At 36.3% G+C, this 20,352-nt stretch carries 18 protein-coding genes and 4 tRNA genes; all 22 read right to left on the bottom strand.

From position 1 onward, the window contains the following. Nucleotide 1: 1 nt before the first annotated feature. Complete coding sequence (locus BW946_RS14030) at nt 2-1,294, bottom strand: nucleotide sugar dehydrogenase (protein ID WP_076596773.1); 1,293 nt, start codon at nt 1,292-1,294, stop codon at nt 2-4. Nucleotides 1,295-1,315: 21 nt separating this feature from the next. Then, nucleotides 1,316-2,284 (bottom strand): SDR family oxidoreductase, encoded by a 969-nt coding sequence (locus tag BW946_RS14025; protein ID WP_076596772.1) that lies wholly within the window; start codon nt 2,282-2,284, stop codon nt 1,316-1,318. Between the two features lie 2 nt (nt 2,285-2,286). Beyond that, nucleotides 2,287-4,623, bottom strand: a complete 2,337-nt coding sequence (locus BW946_RS14020; protein ID WP_076596771.1) for a GumC family protein — start codon at nt 4,621-4,623, stop codon at nt 2,287-2,289. Between the two features lie 3 nt (nt 4,624-4,626). Further along, nucleotides 4,627-5,337, bottom strand: coding sequence for a polysaccharide biosynthesis/export family protein (locus BW946_RS14015; protein ID WP_228402585.1), 711 nt, complete (start codon nt 5,335-5,337; stop codon nt 4,627-4,629). 341 nt (nt 5,338-5,678) lie between these two features. Continuing rightward, nucleotides 5,679-7,574 (bottom strand): polysaccharide biosynthesis protein, encoded by a 1,896-nt coding sequence (locus BW946_RS14010; protein ID WP_076596769.1) that lies wholly within the window; start codon nt 7,572-7,574, stop codon nt 5,679-5,681. 227 nt (nt 7,575-7,801) lie between these two features. Then, a tRNA-Asp gene (locus BW946_RS14005) sits at nt 7,802-7,878 on the bottom strand. 32 nt (nt 7,879-7,910) lie between these two features. Continuing rightward, nucleotides 7,911-7,984 (bottom strand) — tRNA-Asp (locus BW946_RS14000). A 32-nt stretch (nt 7,985-8,016) separates the two neighbouring features. Next, nucleotides 8,017-8,090, bottom strand: a tRNA-Asp gene (locus tag BW946_RS13995). Between the two features lie 32 nt (nt 8,091-8,122). Continuing rightward, a tRNA-Asp gene (locus tag BW946_RS13990) sits at nt 8,123-8,196 on the bottom strand. Nucleotides 8,197-8,322: 126 nt separating this feature from the next. Beyond that, a complete protein-coding gene (gene trxA, locus BW946_RS13985) occupies nt 8,323-8,640 on the bottom strand; it encodes a thioredoxin (RefSeq protein WP_047380983.1) in 318 nt (105 codons plus the stop codon). A gap of 80 nt (nt 8,641-8,720) precedes the next feature. After that, complete coding sequence (locus BW946_RS13980; protein WP_076596768.1) at nt 8,721-9,896, bottom strand: cysteine desulfurase family protein; 1,176 nt, start codon at nt 9,894-9,896, stop codon at nt 8,721-8,723. Nucleotides 9,897-9,898: 2 nt separating this feature from the next. Next, nucleotides 9,899-10,366, bottom strand: a complete 468-nt coding sequence (locus BW946_RS13975; RefSeq protein ID WP_076596767.1) for a hypothetical protein — start codon at nt 10,364-10,366, stop codon at nt 9,899-9,901. 24 nt (nt 10,367-10,390) lie between these two features. Then, on the bottom strand, nt 10,391-10,978 hold the full coding sequence (locus tag BW946_RS13970; RefSeq protein WP_076596766.1) for an HAD-IB family hydrolase: 588 nt from the start codon (nt 10,976-10,978) through the stop codon (nt 10,391-10,393). Between the two features lie 5 nt (nt 10,979-10,983). Next, complete coding sequence (locus BW946_RS13965) at nt 10,984-11,709, bottom strand: SDR family NAD(P)-dependent oxidoreductase (protein ID WP_076596765.1); 726 nt, start codon at nt 11,707-11,709, stop codon at nt 10,984-10,986. Continuing rightward, nucleotides 11,709-13,028: an FAD-binding oxidoreductase gene (locus BW946_RS13960; protein ID WP_076596764.1), complete on the bottom strand. Its 1,320-nt coding sequence runs from the start codon at nt 13,026-13,028 to the stop codon at nt 11,709-11,711. Before BW946_RS13960 ends, BW946_RS13965 begins: the two co-directional genes overlap by 1 nt. Beyond that, the gene (locus tag BW946_RS13955) at nt 13,025-13,912 is read right to left on the bottom strand and encodes a decaprenyl-phosphate phosphoribosyltransferase (protein WP_076596763.1); all 888 of its coding nucleotides are present in this window, start codon (nt 13,910-13,912) and stop codon (nt 13,025-13,027) included. Before BW946_RS13955 ends, BW946_RS13960 begins: the two co-directional genes overlap by 4 nt. A gap of 107 nt (nt 13,913-14,019) precedes the next feature. Then, nucleotides 14,020-14,709: a YiaD family glycine zipper/OmpA-like lipoprotein gene (locus tag BW946_RS13950; RefSeq protein ID WP_076596762.1), complete on the bottom strand. Its 690-nt coding sequence runs from the start codon at nt 14,707-14,709 to the stop codon at nt 14,020-14,022. Between the two features lie 26 nt (nt 14,710-14,735). Then, on the bottom strand, nt 14,736-15,227 hold the full coding sequence (locus BW946_RS13945) for a lipocalin family protein (RefSeq protein WP_076596761.1): 492 nt from the start codon (nt 15,225-15,227) through the stop codon (nt 14,736-14,738). Between the two features lie 124 nt (nt 15,228-15,351). Then, nucleotides 15,352-17,034, bottom strand: a complete 1,683-nt coding sequence (locus BW946_RS13940) for a S8 family serine peptidase (RefSeq protein ID WP_076596760.1) — start codon at nt 17,032-17,034, stop codon at nt 15,352-15,354. A gap of 93 nt (nt 17,035-17,127) precedes the next feature. Beyond that, entirely contained in the window at nt 17,128-17,751 is a 624-nt protein-coding gene (locus BW946_RS13935) for a WbqC family protein (RefSeq protein ID WP_170872089.1), read from the bottom strand. 59 nt (nt 17,752-17,810) lie between these two features. Then, complete coding sequence (gene lepB, locus BW946_RS13930) at nt 17,811-19,457, bottom strand: signal peptidase I (RefSeq protein ID WP_076596759.1); 1,647 nt, start codon at nt 19,455-19,457, stop codon at nt 17,811-17,813. A 131-nt stretch (nt 19,458-19,588) separates the two neighbouring features. Next, the gene (gene dapB, locus BW946_RS13925) at nt 19,589-20,290 is read right to left on the bottom strand and encodes a 4-hydroxy-tetrahydrodipicolinate reductase (RefSeq protein ID WP_076596758.1); all 702 of its coding nucleotides are present in this window, start codon (nt 20,288-20,290) and stop codon (nt 19,589-19,591) included. Between the last annotated feature and the right edge of the window lie 62 nt (nt 20,291-20,352).

Genomic DNA, 20,352 nt, shown 5'->3' with positions numbered 1-20,352 from the left:
TTTACAGCCTGGAATCACATTCTTCCAGAACGCCCTTTACATCATAAATAATTCCTCCTTCCTTCAGATAATCATTCAGATTGATTCCCATAAATTCTTTATGAGCAACTGTAAGGATAATTGCATCAAATTTTTCTTGTGGAATTTCATTCACAACATCTAACCCATACTCATGTTTTACTTCTTCAGGTTTAGCCCATGGATCAAAAGTAGTAACATGTAAAGAATAATCTTCAAGCGCCTGAATAACATCTACCGCTTTGGTATTACGTACATCCGGACAGTTTTCTTTAAACGTTATTCCTAAGTTTAATATTTGAGCTCCATTGATGCTGATCTTCTTTTTGATCATTGTTTTTACCAACTGGGAAGCCACATATTGTCCCATGGAATCATTAAGCCGGCGTCCTGCCAATATGATTTCAGGATGATAGCCATTTTCCTGAGCTTTCTGAGCCAGATAGTAAGGATCTACTCCGATACAATGCCCACCAACCAATCCTGGTTTGAATGGTAAGAAGTTCCATTTGGTTCCTGCTGCTTCCAATACAGCATGTGTATCAATTTCCAAAAGATTGAAAATTTTAGCCAGCTCATTCACAAAAGCAATATTAATATCTCTCTGTGAATTTTCAATTACCTTAGCTGCTTCCGCAATCTTTATCGTTGGAGCCAGGTGAGTTCCTGCTACAATTACAGATTTATATAAAGTATCTACTACTTTTCCAATTTCCGGTGTAGAACCTGAGGTAACTTTAAGAATTTTTTCTACAGTGTGTTCTTTATCACCGGGATTAATCCTTTCAGGTGAGTAACCTCCAAAGAAATTCTGATTGAATTTAAGTCCTGAAACTTTTTCCAGAACAGGGATACATTCTTCTTCTGTAGCTCCCGGATATACGGTTGACTCATAGATAACAATATCTCCTTCTGATAATACTTTACCTACAGTTTCTGAAGATTTATATAATGGAGTCAGATCCGGACGGTTATGTTTGTCTACAGGGGTAGGAACGGTAACGATATAGATGTTTGCATCTTTAATATCATGGATGTCTGCTGAACAGTACAATCCGTTTTCAGCAGCCTGACTAAAAGGACTTTCGTACTTTAAGACCGCTTTTAGCACATCATCCTCCACTTCAAGAGTACTATCAGTTCCTGTATTTAATTCTTCAATCCTTTTCTGATTGATATCGAACCCTACAACCGGATATTTTGTTGCAAATAATCTTGCTAAAGGCAACCCTACATATCCTAACCCAATTACGGCAATTTTATATTGTTTTTCCACAAAGAATCAATTTAATCTTATTTATTTTAAATTTTCCCAATACCAGCTGATAGCTTCTTTTAATCCTTTTTCTATCGTATGGCTTGGCTTATAACCTAGTAATTTTTCTGCTTTCTCAACAGATGCCAGAGAGTGAGGAATATCTCCTACACGGTGCGGACCGTGAATAACTTCAACTTCACAAATCTTCTCGTCGAATTCACTTAAATACTTTTTAAGATATCCTACCAGATCATTCAATGTGGTACGATCTCCTACAGCGGTATTATAAACGGTATTCACAGCTTCATCACTTTCAGTAAGCATAGCCAGTTCATTCATCTGAATAACGTTGTCTATGTATGTAAAATCACGTGAATAATCTCCTGTTCCGTTTATTGTGGGAGATTCGTGGTTGATTAGCTGTTTTACAAATAAAGGAATTACCGCAGCATAAGCTCCGTTCGGATCCTGTCTGCGTCCAAATACATTGAAGTATCTAAGTCCGATACACTTCATCCCATATGTTTTTCCAAATACATCAGCATATAATTCATTGACATACTTAGTGATGGCATAAGGTGATAATGGTTTTCCGATGACATCCTCCACTTTAGGTAATGACTCTGAGTCTCCGTAAGTAGAAGATGAAGCAGCATATACAAAACGTTTTACGTTGGCATCACGAGCTGCGATCAACATGTTCAGAAATCCTGATATATTTACATCGTTACTGGTGATAGGGTCTTTAATAGATCTTGGAACTGAGCCTAGTGCAGCCTGATGAAGAATATAATCTACATTTTCCACTGCCTTCTGACAAACCTCCAAATCACGGATATCTCCCTCAATGAGTTTATAGTTTGGATTCTCAAGAAAAGGCTGAACATTATGGCGGTGTCCTGTTGCAAAATTGTCTAAGCACACTACACTATAACCTTTACTCAAAAAATACTCCGTTAAGTTAGAGCCTATAAAACCCGCTCCACCTGTAATTAAAATTCTATTCATTTTTATGATTTGAAAATTTTGCTCCACCAACTTTTCCTGTCCTTCGTTTGGCTATAACCATACCCATAGCTATAGTTGTAACCATATCCGCCGGCACGTCTCGATACATCATTAATCACAAACGATACATTAGAAAGTTTTGAATCTTTCACCATATCATTGGCGAAATCTACCAGTATATTTTTTGATACTCCTGATCTTACGACATACAATGTTGCATCTGCTGTATCTGCAATACTTAAAGTATCAGAAACCAGCATCAGGGGTGCAGAGTCAATAATAATATAGGCATATCTGGAAGACATCTGTTCAATAAGCTTTTGGTAACGTCCGTTGGAAAGCAGTTCCTGAGGGTTAGGAGGAATAGCACCGGCATAAATAACGTCACAAGAATGATTGGTAGTGGATGTATGCACAAGCTCGTCTACATTCACAGACTCATCATATAAAAACTCCGTCAGACCTTTTCTTTTAACAGGTTCATCATCATATCTCTGAATCTGTGGATTACGAATATCTGACCCAATAAGAAGGGCTCTCGTATTTTTATTAGCAATGGTAAGTGCAAGGTTCACAGATACCAGAGTTTTCCCTTCTCCTTTTACAGAAGAAGTAACCATGATAACTTTAGCTGAATCCTTTACCGGTAAAACAAATTTCAGGTTGGAAACTAATACTCTGAAGGCTTCTGCCAGCTCTGAGAAGTCGTTCTTCTGAACCAGGTGATTTTCATTGTCTGAAAGTGAAGGAATATCCACGAGTATACCGAGACCTGAACGTTCTTTAATATCTTCTCTACTGTAAATTTTATCATCCAGAAGGAACAACAGATATAAAACAGCGAAAGGAATTAATAATCCTAGTAGTAAAGCACCGGGAAGAATAATTTCTTTTTTAGGTGATACCGGAATATCTTCAGTGAATGCAGGGTTTACAATTTTTGCTTTCGGAACGTCCACTGAAAGATTGATTGCATTTTCTTCTCTTTTTTGAAGAAGAAACAGGAATAACTGTTCTTTAAGATTTTGCTGGCGTTCAATACCTCTATATACTTTAGACTGTCCAGGAACCTTTTCAATTACATTATTGCTGGTCTTAATCTGGCTCTGAAGCTGAGAAATACCTGTCTGTACAGTTTGTTTCTGCTCACGAATATTGTCACGGATAACTTCCTTTAAAGAAGCGATCTCCTTGTTCATTTCTATAATAGCAGGGTTTTCGTTGGTAGCCTGTTTAAGAGTCTTATTCCTACTGATAATCAAAGAATTATATTGAGAAATAGTTTGTTCCAGTGAAGGATTCAACCCAAGATTAGATGGCATAAGCTGATTGTTACCTTTGGAGGCCTCCCCTGAAAGGGAATTCAAAAGATCCAACTGAGCTTGCTGCTGAAGAAGAGCTTTTGTATTTTCACTGGTATTCTGAAGAGCCAGCTCAGCCTGTGCCTGCAGGTCGACAATACGGTTACGGTTTTGGAAATCTTCTTTTTGATTCTCTACTCCTGAAAGGTCTTTGGTAATCACTTCCAGTCTTTTATCAATGAATTCCTGGGTATTCTGAGCCTGTAAATTTTTATCTCTCTGACCATCCAGATTATACTGTCTGGTTACCTCATTAAGAATAGCTTCAGATTTTTCGGGAAGAGACCCTATAAGACTGATATCCATCAGCATTGCTTTCTCATCCGGAATATTGATCTGAATTGTTTTCTCAAGTTTTTTTACTCTCTCTATTGGACTCCAAAAAATAATTTTATACTTTGATCCTAAAGCTAGATCAGAATTACTTTGTAATAATATTGTTCCGAAATCCAGTTTTATAGGAGTATTAAATCTCCCTGCAATTTCTTTTTTATTTGCATTGTGAAGAATAAACTGATCTCCCTTTAAATCTGTTAGTGTATATTCAAATTTGACAAATTTTTCTTTAGTATAACTCAGTACTTTAGCGGTAATAGGAGTTTTACCAAATAGCTGGGAATCTTTAATGTCTCCTGCACTGAAATATTCTACATTAAGGTTAAGATTCTGTACCACCTGCATCAATAACGGTCGCGAATTAACAATGGCCGCTTCCCCTTTCAGTTCATCAGAGTTCCCCAGTCCTATTCCAAGATTATCAAGATCAGAAAGAGCTGAAGTAAGGTCATTTTGCTTTTTATCAAATTTAAGAGTAGTTTTTGACTGATATTGAGGAATGCTATACCTTAGATAAATAAAAGCTACTGCTAAGCAGATTATAATGGAGGCTATAAACCATGGCCATTTATAAAGATATTTGGCAATGACTTTTTTTAAGTTTAATTTTTCCTCCTTTGGTTGAAGTTCTATCTGCTGCATATTTTATCGTCGTGTTAAAGCAATAATAAGTGTACCCGCTGTTAATAATGCACCAATAATCTGGAATGTAAGGGCTCTGTTTGGGTTAGAGTTGGCTTGAACCTGTTTATTTTTGTCCGGCTGTACATATAATATATCATTCTGCTTCATATAATAGTATGGCGAACTCACAATATCAGATCTGGTAAGGTCAATGTGAACAATTTGGTCTGTACCGTCGTCTCCTGTACGGATAAGCTTCACGTTTGTACGGTCTCCGAAATCTGTCATGTCACCTGCAAGACCCAGAGCCTGAAAAATATTAATTTTTTGCGAAACACTTTCTTTTTGCCCCGGCATCTTTACTTCACCTAAAATGCTTACATTGAAATTTTTCAGAGTAATGGTTACCAGTGGATCTGTAAGATATCTTTTCAACCGGGATTCCAAATCCTGTTTCAATTGTACCTGTGTCATTCCTTTAGTATACACACTCCCTAAAACCGGGAAAGATATATATCCTTCTTCATTCACAAGATATTCACTTGGTTGCGAATACTGATTTGTACCGGTGTTTGATACACTTCCGACTTTATTTACGGTATTAAGATTAAAAGGTTTTACAGCAATTTCATCAAGTGCAGAAACAAGAATTAAAAGTACATCTCCTTCCTGAATATGCAAGCCTTGAAATTTTGCTTTAGCAACTTCCTCTTCCATATTATGTTTTGACATATATACCATATTCTGCTTTGGCCGGCATGATAATAAAATAACCGACAAAAGTGTTATATATGTAATAATCTTTTTATTCATATGCTATTTATTCTAAGTCTACTTGTGTTATTATTTAATAATTTATCTGGGTTAAATTTAAGATACTTATTGTAAGAAAGCTAACCACACATAATTTATTATATTAATCAGGATATTCACTTATGCGAAGCGTATTTTAATCTGTATATTTAAATTAATTCATTCTCTAGCAATTTTCATTCCGTTTGGAATTAAAATTGCTAAATTATTATTTTATACTTTTTTTGTGGCTTTTATGCTTTAATTTCCGTCATACACTTTTACCCGGATACGCAGTCAAGAATTTCAAACTCCGAATTATTGCTTATAAATTCAGGAACAATAATTTTTAATATTCTCACAATCTGTAAACTATCTTTATTCATTGCTGACAGAATAATTTGTGTACTCAAATTTTCTATATCTTCAAACTTCATTAATGGATCTCTTGATATCATAATTTTCTCATGGTGCGTTGGAATTGTTGTAGCATTATCTGTTAAAAGTTCTTCATACAGCTTTTCACCAGGTCTTAACCCAATAAAATCAATTTTAATATCAATACCCGGAGTATATCCTGATAATTTTATCATTCTTTCCGCCAAATCCAGAATTTTAACCGGTTTCCCCATATCAAAAACATAAATTTCACCTCCCTGCCCCATCGTTCCGGCCTGAAGTACCAATTCGCAGGCCTCCGGAATCGTCATAAAATAACGAATAATATCGGGATGGGTAATCGTTACCGGACCTCCTTTTTCAATTTGTTTTTTGAAATGTGGTATTACTGAGCCATTGGAACCTAATACATTTCCAAAACGTGTTGTTATAAATTTTGTTGTATTATCTGAAGAATTTTGTAAAGACTGCACAAAAAGTTCAGCAGCTCTTTTGGAAGCCCCCATTACGTTAGTAGGATTTACAGCTTTATCCGTAGATACCATCACGAAACGATTGACATCATATTTTTTTGATAAGAGCGCAACATTCTTAGTTCCTCCGATATTTACAAAAATAGCTTCATGCGGATTATCTTCTATCAAAGGTACGTGTTTGTATGCTGCTGCATGATACACTATTGAAAACTGATAATCATCAAACAATTTTTCCATTCTGGAATAATTTGAAATATCCGCCAGTATAAATTTAAACCTTTGATTGGGAAATTTTTCTAATAAATCAAGCTGCAATTCATATAAAGGAGATTCAGCCTGATCTACAACTACAATAAGTGACGAATTTAGCTGAGCAACCTGTCTTACAATTTCGCTTCCTATAGATCCTGCTCCTCCGGTTACCAGAATATTTTTATTAACATGATAAGATTTTACCTCATCATTCTCTATTTTAATTGCCGGACGGTTCAGTAAATCCTCAATCTGAAGAGGACGAATGTCTTCCACTTTATGATTTTCTTTTATTATATTGGTTACCGGTGCTTTTAATACTTTCAATCCTTTATCCAATGCAAAGCTAGTCCATTCTTCTATCTCTTGCTTAGTCATCACATCTTTGATTAACACCGCATCAAACTGTTCTTTAAGATTACCGCTTTTAAGAAATTGCTTTTTATTATAAATTTTATGACCAAGCAACATTGCTTTTTTAGAATCCGATCTTGCACTAAGAAACCCTGCCAGCTGATATGGATGATCGGGATTATGAATAATAGCCTTTGCTAATGACACAGAAGTATCCTCTACCCCTACAATAGCAATTCTGTCTTTAGATAGAGTACCCTTACTTTCTAACACACCAAAAAGTTCTTTTGTTATCATTCTGAAAAAGAACATCAGAAAAATAGAGATAAAGAAAAATAAAAAAAGAACAGGGTATAAAAATACTGGTTTACCCAATATCAGTTCCGATATAAAATTCAGCCCCAGCAAGACAATAAGAGCACTGCCTGAAGACCATACAATTCTAAAGAAATCAAAAAAAGTAGAGTGTCTGATAATTCCTGCATACGTCTTGAAAAGAACTATACACAAAATATTAATGATAATCACTGAAAATATTTTTTCCTTTTGATACTTAATGAAGTTAAGTTTTACTCCTAGACTATTCAAAAGAAAATATGAAACTAAAACTGAAAAAAAAATGACTGAAATATCAATAAGAAAAACCGACCACCTGGGTATATATCTTACTTCCCTGATTTTAAAAACATTCCCCATACACAAATAAACCTAAAGTATCTTTTTCATTAATTCAACATTTGGTGGTTTTATTATCGAGCGAAGATAATAATTATTATTAATATTTTTAATAGCATATGTTAATTTTTATTCAAAATATAAATCTTCTGTTTTGAGATATTCTTATATTTAATTCACATGCATACACAAAAAAAAATACTGTAAAATATGTATTTTACAGTATTTTGACTACTTTGATATCGCAGTGGCGATCCGGACGGGACTCGAACCCGCGACCTCCGCCGTGACAGGGCGGCATTCTAACCAGCTGAACTACCGGATCAATTTTTTTAAAGTAAATTGAGAAAACTTCTGCGATCCGGACGGGACTCGAACCCGCGACCTCCGCCGTGACAGGGCGGCATTCTAACCAGCTGAACTACCGGATCAATTTTTTTAAAAGAAATTGAGAAAACTTCCGCGATCCGGACGGGACTCGAACCCGCGACCTCCGCCGTGACAGGGCGGCATTCTAACCAGCTGAACTACCGGATCAATTTTTTTAAAGTAAATTGAGAAAACTTCTGCGATCCGGACGGGACTCGAACCCGCGACCTCCGCCGTGACAGGGCGGCATTCTAACCAGCTGAACTACCGGATCATTATTTTAAAGAACGTCGTTTCTTTTTCGTGGTTGCAAAATTACAACTTTTTTTGTTATCTGCAAATTATTTAAAAAAAAATGCCTTCCAATACTGGAAGGCGTTCATTATCAAACTTATTTTTTTTATAAGTGAGCGCTTAATTTTTCAGCAATTACCTCTTTTGGAGCTACACCTACTAATTTGTCTACTACTTCTCCATTCTTAAAAATAAGAACTGTAGGAATATTTCTAATACCATACTGCATAGAAATTTCTTGGTTGTTGTCTACATCTACTTTCCCAACTATTGCTTTACCTTCAAAATCTGATGCTACTTCTTCGATGATTGGTCCTAAAGTTCTGCAAGGTCCGCACCATACTGCCCAGAAGTCTACTAATACCGGTTTGTCTGATTTTAAAACCGTATCCTGAAATGAGCTGTCTGTAATTTCTAAAGCCATTTTTGTTTCTTTTATTTTAATTAATATTATTTTCTTTTCCTTTATTGGATGTTCAAAATTACGCTTTTTAGAGCACAAGACTATCTATGCTCAACATTAGTTTTTTCTATAGTGTAATCGCTTGAAATTTCCTTTAATGCATTGACCAATATATCGATCTCTGCTTTTGTAGTCATATGGCTGAACGATATACGTAATGGAGTGCAGTGATCCATTTCATCCTCAGAAAGCACCATCATCATAACCATTGAAGGCTTTGACGCACCTGATGAGCATGCACTTCCCTGAGAAATTGCAATGCCTTTCATATCCAATTGAAGTCCTATCAATGGGTTTTTATAAGGCAATAAAGCACTTAAAACCGTATAAAGACTGTTTTCTTTCTCAGCACTTCTTCCGTTGAATTTAATTCCTTCAACTTCGGCAGAAAGCCTTTCAATTGCATACTCTTTGATATTCTGCATATGGTTGGTATATTCCTCCATATGATTCAGAGAAAGCTCTAATGCTTTACCCAACCCTACGATACCGCAAACATTTTCTGTTCCTGCTCTAAGACTTCTTTCCTGAGGCCCTCCGGTAATAATTCCTTTTAAGCCTGTTGATTTTCTGATAAATGCAAATCCAGCACCTTTGGGTCCATGAAATTTATGGGCGCTACAAGATGCAAAATCCACAGGGATATCAGAGAAATCAAGGTTCATATGGGCCATTGTCTGTACAGTATCTGAGTGGAAAAGCGCATGATGCTCTTTGCACAGCTGGGCAACTTGTTTAAGGTTAATGATATTTCCGATTTCGTTATTGGCATGCATTAAGCTAACCAATGTTTTTTTATCTGAAGCTTTTAAAAGCTCTTCTAATTTAACAAGGTCAATGTCTCCTTTTTCATTTGGACGGATGTAGTTTACTTCTACTCCTTTTCTGCTTTTCATATCCAGAATACTTTCAGAAACACATTTATGTTCCAGAGGAGAGCTGATGATTCTTTCTACTCCAAGGTGTTCTACCGAGGATTTGATGATCATATTGTTTGATTCGGTACCACAGGAAGTGAAAATGATTTCAGCAGGAGTTACATGAAGATAGTCTGCAACCTGTCTTCTTACATTTTCAATAAGGATTTTTGCTTCCTGCCCAAAACTGTGTGTTGAAGACGGGTTTCCGAAATTCATTTTCATAGTGCCAACCATTGCATCTATGACTTCTTCTGCAAGCGGAGTGGTTGCGGCATTATCTAAATATACTTTATTCATTATTATTTTGAATATTTTAATTCTACAGAGGTAAATTTGTAATCTGCGGGAACAGTAAATATAATCCAGGGGCTTGAGATCATCTGAATTTCCATTCCACCTGAGGGTTCTCCAGCCGGAACTTCCACATATAAAATCTGATTTTTAACAGATATATTTTTAATCTCTTCAATTTTGTGACTGCCTGATCTGAAGCTTCCCAAATTATATAAAACAACTTTTTTATTTTTCGGAAATTGTGGATATTTTATATAAGATTCCTTTCCCGGTTCTGAAATGCCAAAACTTCCGCTGATAATGTTCCGAAAATCCTTTTCGTCTTTAATGATCTTAAAGCCGGGAGCATCGGCTCCTCCCTGATTTTCAGAAACCAGGAGATCCGTGTTTTCCTGCATAGCAGAAAACTTCTGAGATGAAGTACCGGCACAACCCATGAAGAGTACTGCACATGCAATGATAAGGCTTTTCATTTTTTACAATTTTATCTCCCAAAATTAGTGAAAAAATTGGTAATGTCCCTCATTTGCCCATTTCAACATTGGACGATCTCCGGAAGTATCACCAAATGCAATAATTTTATCATATCTGGAATCATTAATTTCTTCTTTGATTCTTACGAGCTTTTCATTTCCATTGCAGTTTTTTCCTACAAAATTTCCGGTGAAAACCCCGTTCTTGAACTCTGCCCGCGTAGACACAAGCTCCATTTTAAGTTCTTCCGCGAAAGGTTTCACCCAGATATCTAGTGAAGCGGTTACCAATAAACTCTGTGTATTATTCCTATCGATATTTTTTATAAAGTCTAACGCATTTTCCCTCACTATCTTAGGATAATGCATCTCAAAAAACTGTTTAGACTTCTGTTCTATTTTCTCCTGGGTCTGTCCCCTTAAAATAGAACCGATAAAGCTTTTTTTCACTTTTTCCGTTTCGGCCAGTTTCAGCTTCAGCAGGATAAAAAGAGGCACATGTCTTAAAAATTGTATACGGTATTTTGTAGAATCGTAAAATTTAAGATACATAAACATGGTATCCTTATATGTCAGGGTTCCGTCAAAATCAAAACAATACAATTTTTTCATTTTTTTTAAAGCTTTAATTTTTTAAATATAAATTCAGGGATATTCCTGATAATCATCATGATAATACTCCAAACCGGCAAAACATATGCCACATCCTTCTGCTTTTTAAAGGCTTTATAAATACAGGAAGCTGCCTGTTTTGGAGTTGCTGTCAGTTTCGGATTTAAAGGCAGGCCTTCTGTCATCTTGGTTGCCATAAACCCAGGCTTTATTGTAAGAACATGTACTTTCTTATCAAAAAGGTAGTTCCTCAAACCGCTCAGGTAAGCCGTAAAAGCAGCTTTTGCACTTCCATAGATAAAATTACTCTGTCTTCCTCTGTCTCCTGCCACTGATGAAAGCCCGATAATCGTTCCGGATCTTCTGCTTTCAAACTTATGGGCAAAATAATTCATCACAGGAACCAGTTTTGAATAATTAATCTCAATGATACGTTCTGTATTTTTGTTATCATATAATCCTTCTTCGGTTCCTTCTCCCAAATATCCTACGGCACAAAATAATACATTTGAATTGATATTATCAAATCTATTATAATCAATTTCTTTTGTCAGATCCAGTTCTACAACTTCCGCCTGCTGCAGAAACTTAACATCAATATGCCTTGCAAAACGCTCTGTAGTTTCTTTATTTGAGGTAAAAAGATAGATTTTTTCAAACTTTTCTCCTTCCTGAAGTGCTTTTTCCACAAAAGCCTGTGCCACTTCAGATGTACTTCCCAGAACTATCATTATGAATTGTTATTTATGATTCTTTTGTGCTGTAAAGACACAAATTTAGGATTTTGAATATTTTTCAGGTAACTGGTCAATGATGATCTGCTCATACTGTCTTTGGTAAGATAAATTCTCCCTCCAAACTCCTGAACAATAGCATCAAGCTGATCTACCAGTTTTTTCAGTTTTGAATTAACTTTAAAATCCAGAGCCAATGTATACCCTTCAACAGGGAATGAATTGTAAGCCTGAGGATTGTTTTTTCCAAAAAGTTTTAAAACAGCCAGGAATGATCCGTTTCCGCTATTCGCTATCGTTTCAAGGATTTTTCTCATTCCTTCTTTTCCTGTTTCTTTAGGAATCACCATTTGGTACTGTATAAATCCTGATTTGCCATAGATTTTATTCCAGTCATTAACAGCATCCAAAGGATAGAAAAACGTCTCATAATCGATAAAATTCTTAACTTCCTTCTTAGACTGTTTCTTATAGTATAACCAATTAAATATTTTTACGGTAAGGGCATTCAGTACAAATCCCGGAAAATAAAACGGAACTGTAGGAGAAAATTTCTTCTTCAATCTCAAAGGTGTTTTGGAAAAACTCTGGGGAAGTTCATGCTGGAAAGCATGTTCTCCTCTCATCAGAATACTTCTTCCGATATTTTTTCCTTTCTGAAGACAATCAATCCAGGCAACCGTGTAGGTCCAGCTTTCGCTTTCATCAAACAGTTTAAAGATCTCATCCAGATTATCCGCTTTGATGCTTTCCTGGCGAATGTATGCAGATTCTATATTTTTAAGTTTAAATTTTGCGGTAAGAATAATTCCTGTAAGTCCCATTCCTCCAATGGTAGCCCAGAACTTTTCCACATTCTCTTCTCTGGAACAGGTAATAATTTCACCTTTCTCTGTCATTAGCTTAAACTCAATCACATATTCTGAAAAACATCCTTCTGCATGATGGTTTTTTCCATGAACATCAGAAGCGATAGCACCTCCTACTGATACAAATTTTGTCCCGGGAGTAACGTATAGAAAGTATCCCTGTGGAACTGCTATTTCCAGTACATCTGAAAGCAGCACTCCGGATTCACATTCTATGATGCCGTTCAAACGGTCAAAATTGATAAATTTATTTAATTTTTTAGTTGAAAATATAGATTCTCCCAACGAAGCATCTCCGTAGCATCTTCCATTTCCCCTTGCAATAACTTCGTTGTGATTGAGTACAAATTCTTTTATTTTTCTGAAACTGTCCTCAGATCTCATTTCCTTCTCTACTATTGGGAAATTCCCCCAGTTTGTAACTTTCTGTGTGAAATTCGGTTTCATTTCTTAAAATAAATTTGAATTAAAAATGCAACTACCCAAAGCAATAAGGTAACCTGTATATAACGGTCTCTGTAAACAATTTTTGTTGGAGATTCCGTTCTGTTGTAAACAAGGGTCTGCTGAAGATATCTTAACAACGCAAATACAACAAAAATTACGGTATAAAAAACTCTTTCGTGAAATCTTTCCTGAACTTCCGGAGAAAGGGTAAACATCAGATAGCAGACAATAGCCAGTGTAATAGAAATGGACAAAGCAATATCAGCAAACTGAACGTTATATCCATCCAGCGCTTTTCTTGTTTTTCCTGAAACCTGTGCATTGATAAGCTCGCCTCTTCTTTTTCCTATAGCCAGTACCAAAGCCAATACAAATGTAAGCAGGATCGCCCACTGTGAGATACTTATTCCTGTAATGTAACCTCCGGCCAATACACGCAGAACAAATCCTATGGCAATAATAAAGATATCAATGATAGGAACATGCTTCAGCCTGAAAGTATAGGCAAGATTCATCACCACATAAAAAACTATGATGATGGCAAATTTCCAAAGTAATTCATGGAAATAAATTTTTGTAAAGAATACAAGAGCAATATCTACCACAATAAGACCGATAAGAATTCCTACGGCTTTTGATTTTGAAATAGCACCACTGGCCAAAGGTCTTCTCCTTTTCTCTGGGTGTTTTCGGTCTGCTTCAATATCGTTATAATCATTCAGTATATAGACCACACTTGCTGCAAGTGAAAATATAACGAATGCAAAAATGCTCTTGAGAAGCAGATCTATATTGGTAATATTACCTGAAAAGAAAAGAGGGACAAATACAAAAAGGTTTTTCACCCATTGCTCCACACGGAGCAGCTTTAAATATTTCTTCATTTATGTTATTCCAAATACAAAAATAATAAATTCAAAATTTCTAGCATAAAAATACAAAAAAAACCGCCGGGGCGGTCTTTTACGAAAATATTTATATATTAAATTAACTATTGGCCTTGTTTGGCATCGTTAATCATCTTTTCATTGGCAGTAATAGCAAACTCTACTCTTCTGTTTTTAGCTCTTCCTTCATCTGTATCGTTGCTAGCTACAGGCATAGCTTCACCTTCACCTTTTGTAAACATTCTGGCTGATGCAATTCCTTTTCCTACCAGGTATGACTTCACAGCGTCTGCTCTTCTTTGAGAAAGCTTAAGGTTGTAAGCATCTGCACCCTTGCTGTCTGTGTAACCATAGATATTAATATTCGTATCTGGATTATTAACCAGTACTTCAGCTAATTTATCAAGGTTTGTTTGTGCAACAGAAGTAAGGTTTGAAGAGTCGAAAGCAAAGTTTACAATACTTTCATTCATGGTTACCTTAATACCGTCTCCTACTCTTTCTACCTGAGCTCCCGGCAAAGTTTCTTTAATATCTTTTGCCTGCTTATCCATTTTGTTACCAATAACGTTACCTGCAACACCACCTATAATACCTCCCAATATAGCTCCGATAGCTCCGTTTCCTCCTTTTCCTACATTGTTACCAAGGATACCCCCAATTACGGCTCCCGAAGCAACCCCTACTGCTGTACCTTTTTGTTGGTGATTTGAATTCTGAACCGCTTCACAGCTTGTCAATAATAATGCTGATGATAAGAAAAGGGCTCCTACGTATGTTTTTGTAAATTTCATTTTTTTTGATCTTTTATGTTGATAAATTATTTCATTCCTGTTCTCTGGAAGTTGTAAACTACTTTTACATTACCTCCTTCAAAAGGAACATCTTGCTCAAGTGAAAACTGATCTGTAGTCTGATTGATCATTGTAAGGCTGTAACCTGCTGTATTTTGTTTAGCTTTTGTACCTGAAGCAATTTTTTTAAACATAAATGTATTACCGCCTTTTACTTCAAATTTGATGGGCTGTGTAATTGCCGGGCAATCTCCACCCCCGTTTAAAGTATATGCTCCTGTCCAGTTATTGGGAATCAATCTCCAGTGGCTTCCTACGAAACACTGTGCATCTGCACCTTCGTCAAAAGGCTTAATTTTATAACCTTTATCATAATCTATGCTTACAATCTGCCAGTCTCCTTTCATTTTCAGGAAGTCGGCTCTTTGATTTTGAGATGTAGCTGCTTTGTTAACAGAGGAACACGAAACTGCAAAAAGTGATGTTCCCAACATCCCTGCAAGTAGTAACTTTTTCATTTTGTTGTTTATTATTTTGTTACTATAAAGTTACAAAAAACCGTGCCAAAATTTAAAATAAAAAATAAAAAGTCCGAAAAAATCCGGACTCTTTATGGTTTCTCCTTAAATACAGAGAGATAAATTATTTTTTAACAGCCTTTTTTACGGATTTCGAAGGCTTGGCCGTGCCTGAAGGTTTACCTTTATAGAAATTGGTATAGGCATATTCTGCGGCCTTTTTCAGGTCAATAACTCCACCAGCCTGAGATTGGTCTCCAAATCCATTTGCTGTACTTGGATTGCTGCTTTTCACAAGAGCTTCAATGATCTGATAAGGCTTCAGATCCGGCATATAGGCCAGTAAAACAGCTGCTCCTCCGGCTACAACAGGCGATGCCATAGAAGTACCCTGAAGGTATTTATATTCGTTTTTAGGAACGGTAGAATAAATTTCCTCTCCCGGAGCAAAAACGTTGACCATTTTTTTATTGTAATTAGAAAAATCTGCTCTCAAGGCATTATTTTTATTGGTACTTGCCCCTACTACAAGAACGTTACTTACAAATGGCTTTTCATCTGTAACATTTTTAAAGTTGGTAGGATATGCAAGATGTTCTGCTACATCTTCATTTTCGTTACCAGCAGCTTTTACCAAAAGAACACCTTTATCTTCAGCATATTTGAAAGCATCCCAAACCACATTTTTACCGGGAGAAACCGGTTTTCCAAAGCTCATGTTTAATACTTTGGCTCCGTTATCTACTGCATATCTGATGGCATTGGCAACATCTTTATCTCTTTCATCTCCATTCGGGACTGTTCTTACAGACATGATTTTAGCCACTTTGGAAGCGACTCCGTACTGAACTTCTTTTCCTTGCGGAAGTCCGGCAATAATACCTGCCACGTGAGTTCCATGTTCTGCGTCCGGTCCTTCATAATGATTATTTCCATAGATTTTTTCAGAATAGTCATCATAGTTATCCCCTACAATCTCTTTTCTTGGATCATATGAAAGGTCATATTGTTTTGCTGCAGGAGCAAAGTGATCGATTGCTTCTTTCATTTCCTCCTTCATCTTCTTTTCAAACTCTGCTGCTGATTTTCCTTTGAATTCTGGACTTTGTGAAATCTGGCCTAAAAATTCCATCGCAATGGCATCTCTCTGATCTGTAGGAGCTTTGATCCCAGCAATCGTTTCTGCAGTTACAGGCTTACCTCCCAGCAGTTTTACCATATTAGGAATCAATTCGTTAAGCATAGAATAGGTTCTGAAGTTCTGCTGAGCCTCGATACTCTTTTTATTGAACATATCTTTGGCTTTCATGTACATCTCAAACTCATCCTTCATCTTAGCCTGATTGGCTTTATTTTTTGTGGAATCATCTCCTTCGAAAACAGGTTTATATTTGGCAACTACTCTTGTCACCTCCATGTTATCGATATCAATATCACCGTTTTTTCCTCCTATAAAGTTCCATCCGTGTACATCATCAATATATCCGTTTCCATCGTCATCTTTTCCGTTTCCGGGAACTTCGTTCGGATTTGACCATAGATTCTTTACCAATCCCGGATGATCTACCTGTACTCCGCTGTCTAACACACCCACCACTACGGTTTTAGGCTTCAGCCCTTTAGATTCCAGGTATTTATAAGCATTTGCAGTATTTACCCCATATACTTTTGAAGTTGCAAAATCTTTATGATACCATGTCATAAGATCTTTATCTTCTTTGGGATCAATACTTTTAGCTTTAGATTCCTGTGCAAAAGAGAAGCTAAAACCTGCCAAAAAAACGGCAGCTAATAATACCTTTTTCATATGTTGATATTTAATTTTTTAAAGACTTATGCATATTCCCATCGCCACCTGCATCTGTTTTATAGTGAAAATGCCATCAAAGGCGATGGTATGCTAATCTAATTGTTTTATATTTTTTATATACACTAACGATTCCGGCCCTTTATTACAGATAAGGTCAAGAACCGAAAGATCTTCCAAAAATCCTAATTTATCAGAAAATGTCTGGTAATATTCTTCCATCTGAAATTCTGAAGGAAGTTTTGCTGAAAACTTTTCTCTGAAATTGATACTGTCAGGATTTTTGATATATTCTTCATTCAAAGAGTGTGCCTTTTCTGTTTTCAGTATCTGTTGGATTACTTCTATTCCTTTAAGGTTAAAATCAAGAAGAAACTTTTCTTTAAGGTCAAATATTTTTCTAAACTTATCTTCGTAATACTCAAAATAAGGAGAGCTTTGATATGCGGTCTTAATGGATTTCCAATGAAGCGTTCTCCAGTCTTCACGGTAAGAAATTTCAATATCTTTAAATTCTCTTTTCCCGTTATGGTTGATAGGAATTATTAATGACAATTTTCCGTTGGCACCATAAATATTGGCTCTGTTTCTATAGGTTTGCTTCGGGAAGTTTTCAAACTGTTCAAATACAATTTTATTATCAGGATTCAAAAACACTGAGAACCATGAGATTGGGGGCATATAAAATGCCGGCAATAATACATTCGTCATATTCATAATGCAAAAATGAAGTATTTTTTCAAATACTTCATTCTATTTTAAGTTTAATTTTTCTATTAGTCGTCTTCAGTTTTTTTCTTTCTGAATAATTTCATGAAATAATCCCATCCGAAGAATAAGATCAGAATCATCGCTGCAACCCACCAGTAAGAAGTTTTATTGGCTTCACCTGTGTTGGTGGCTTTGAACATTCTTTCCCAACGGATTTTGAATGGAGCCTGGTAAGTGGAACTGCTGTCAGAGAATGCACCCTGAAGACTCATCCATGTAAACATTGGTTTTCCAACAATATTTTCTTCCGGAACGAAGCCAAAGAATCTTGCATCCAATGAAGCATCTCTGTTGTCCCCTATCATCATATAATAATCCTGCTGAATGGTATACTGATTCGCTTCTTTACCATTAATGAAGATCTTTCCGTTCTTTTTCTCTAAGCTGTTGTGTTCATATTCAGAAATGATCCACTGGTACATTGGCAGTGTTTCCTGATTGATCGCTACTACATCTCCTTTTTTAGGAATTCTAACCGGTCCGTACCAATCCTGATTCCATGGTTTGTTGATTGGGAAAATAGATTGAGTAGTATCGATTTTAGTTTTAGCTTCGTCTCTGTAATATACTGCAGCTTCTCCTTTTGGTGAAACCTCTTCCTTCATATCAATAACGTGAGGAAGTTCTTTAATTTCTTTAGCCGTTTTATCCGTTAAGCCCTGGAATCCATAAAGGAAACCTCCGTTATTCTGCTGTACTTCCTGAACCGGTAAGAATCCATAAGCTTTATATAAAGTAGGGATATCCAATTGAGCATCCGTCGTTACAAGGTATCTGTGCTGTACTTCCTGATCTCCTAAAACAGTCTCCGGCTTTCCGTTGACGAAAAGTCTTCCGGCTCTCATTTCAAAAGTATCTCCTGCTGTAGCCACACATCTTTTTACGTAAGGATCTTTTCTGTCAATTGCTGTATGTACTGAATCCTGAGGATAGTTGAAAACCACCACATCATTTCTCTGCGGCTTATTGAATTGTAATATTCTTGTATAAGGAAGCTTTACTGCGTCTAAATAAGACTTCGGATCATCTTTCGGATTCCCTTTCTGTCCTGTATCCATAATGGTTCCCTGAAGGAAAGGTATGGCTACCGGACGCATTGGAAGTCTGTAACCGTAGCTCCATTTGTTTACGAAAAGGAAGTCACCTACCAATAATGTTCTTTCCATGGATCCTGTAGGAATCCCGAAAGGTTGTGTTACAAAAACGTGGATAATGGTTGCGAAAACTACCGCAAAGGTAATGGAACCGATGAATGTATCATTCTTCTTATCATTTTTTTCTTCGTCTGTAAGAAACAGATCGTTTGCATTTTCATCTTCTAACTCTACGTCTTTAGAATAGTTGATGACCGCCATATAAATAAATGGCAGGATCACGGTAAGAATCTGATCTTTGAAAAGTGTTTTTCCAAACTTTTTCACCAGGTAAAGGTGGAAAACAGACATCATGATTGGCCCTACTATCGGAAGATAAGACAGGATTGCCCACCATTTCGGGTGTTTTGTTTCTTTCAGAATAATGAAATAGTTGTAGAAAGGGATAAAAGCAAATAAAGGGCTATAACCCATTTTCTTGAACAGTTTCCAAGATGAAATGCCCATCAATACGGATAGTATGAGGACATATACTGTATAAGTTAAAAAATAATTCATAAATTTTTGTGCCTATTCTTATGATATCAATGATAAAATGATGAGTAATAAATGATAAAAGCAGTCCGCTGTTTACAATTCACTATTCATCATCTTCTTTATTTGTCGCAATTTACAGAATTTGTTACAAATTAAAGCCCCAAAACGTCTTTCATTGCGAAGTTTCCTTTTTTATCTTTAATCCACTCTGCAGCTACTACAGCTCCCAGTGCAAAACCATTTCTGTTGAATGCGGTATGTTTGATCTCGATTTCGTCTACCTCACTTCTGTAGTACACGCTGTGCGTTCCGGGAACTTCATCTTCACGTACTGCAAAAATTCCAAGCTGCTTCCCTTCTGTTTCTTCCAGCTTCCAGGCATCAAATTTCGGATTGTTTTGAATGATTCCTTCTGCAATGGAAATGGCGGTTCCACTTGGAGCATCTTTCTTATGAATGTGGTGAATCTCTTCCAGCTGGCAAGAGTATTCATCTACGTTTTTCATAAGAGCTGCCAATTTTTCATTTAAAGCAAAGAATAAATTTACTCCTAAACTAAAATTAGAGCCATATAGGAAAGCTGTTTCATTATCTACAGCCAGTTTTTCAATTTCAGCTTTTTGATCAAGCCATCCTGTTGTTCCGCAGATCACCGGAATTTTATTTTCAAGACAAGCTTTGATGTTTTCAAATGCAACTTCCGGCAGTGAAAATTCAATCACAACATCCGGATTATTAAGATTCTCAGCAGTTGGGGTTTCCTTCAGACGGGCAACTACTTCATGACCTCTCTTCTGTGCGATCTCATCAATGATCTTACCCATTTTACCGTAACCGACTAATGCTATTTTCATATAATCTTTTTATTTTTTTAAACTGCATTCAATCCTAAGAACTTTCTGCAGGTCTATTGTCT

It is taken from the genome of Chryseobacterium sp. RU33C (assembly GCF_900156015.1).
GTDB lineage: Bacteria > Bacteroidota > Bacteroidia > Flavobacteriales > Weeksellaceae > Chryseobacterium > Chryseobacterium candidae.
Note: the sequence above shows the minus strand (reverse complement) of the source record. Positions and strands in the feature narration are given on the sequence as shown.

Excerpts from the sequence above, each read along its gene's own strand:
- dapB (WP_076596758.1), bottom strand. The coding sequence starts at position 20,290 with ATGAAAATAGCATTAGTCGGTTACGGTAAAATGGGTAAGATCATTGAT.
- BW946_RS13945 (WP_076596761.1), bottom strand. The coding sequence starts at position 15,227 with ATGAAAAAGTTACTACTTGCAGGGATGTTGGGAACATCACTTTTTGCA.
- BW946_RS13980 (WP_076596768.1), bottom strand. The coding sequence starts at position 9,896 with ATGAATAAAGTATATTTAGATAATGCCGCAACCACTCCGCTTGCAGAA.
- lepB (WP_076596759.1), bottom strand. The coding sequence starts at position 19,457 with ATGAATTATTTTTTAACTTATACAGTATATGTCCTCATACTATCCGTA.
- BW946_RS13970 (WP_076596766.1), bottom strand. The coding sequence starts at position 10,978 with ATGAAAAAATTGTATTGTTTTGATTTTGACGGAACCCTGACATATAAG.
- trxA (WP_047380983.1), bottom strand. The coding sequence starts at position 8,640 with ATGGCTTTAGAAATTACAGACAGCTCATTTCAGGATACGGTTTTAAAA.
- BW946_RS14025 (WP_076596772.1), bottom strand. The coding sequence starts at position 2,284 with ATGAATAGAATTTTAATTACAGGTGGAGCGGGTTTTATAGGCTCTAAC.
- BW946_RS13975 (WP_076596767.1), bottom strand. The coding sequence starts at position 10,366 with ATGAAAAGCCTTATCATTGCATGTGCAGTACTCTTCATGGGTTGTGCC.
- BW946_RS13965 (WP_076596765.1), bottom strand. The coding sequence starts at position 11,709 with ATGATAGTTCTGGGAAGTACATCTGAAGTGGCACAGGCTTTTGTGGAA.
- BW946_RS13935 (WP_170872089.1), bottom strand. The coding sequence starts at position 17,751 with ATGAATATGACGAATGTATTATTGCCGGCATTTTATATGCCCCCAATC.
- BW946_RS14010 (WP_076596769.1), bottom strand. The coding sequence starts at position 7,574 with ATGGGGAATGTTTTTAAAATCAGGGAAGTAAGATATATACCCAGGTGG.
- BW946_RS13950 (WP_076596762.1), bottom strand. The coding sequence starts at position 14,709 with ATGAAATTTACAAAAACATACGTAGGAGCCCTTTTCTTATCATCAGCA.
- BW946_RS13940 (WP_076596760.1), bottom strand. The coding sequence starts at position 17,034 with ATGAAAAAGGTATTATTAGCTGCCGTTTTTTTGGCAGGTTTTAGCTTC.
- BW946_RS13960 (WP_076596764.1), bottom strand. The coding sequence starts at position 13,028 with ATGAAACCGAATTTCACACAGAAAGTTACAAACTGGGGGAATTTCCCA.
- BW946_RS14015 (WP_228402585.1), bottom strand. The coding sequence starts at position 5,337 with ATGTCAAAACATAATATGGAAGAGGAAGTTGCTAAAGCAAAATTTCAA.
- BW946_RS13955 (WP_076596763.1), bottom strand. The coding sequence starts at position 13,912 with ATGAAGAAATATTTAAAGCTGCTCCGTGTGGAGCAATGGGTGAAAAAC.
- BW946_RS14020 (WP_076596771.1), bottom strand. The coding sequence starts at position 4,623 with ATGCAGCAGATAGAACTTCAACCAAAGGAGGAAAAATTAAACTTAAAA.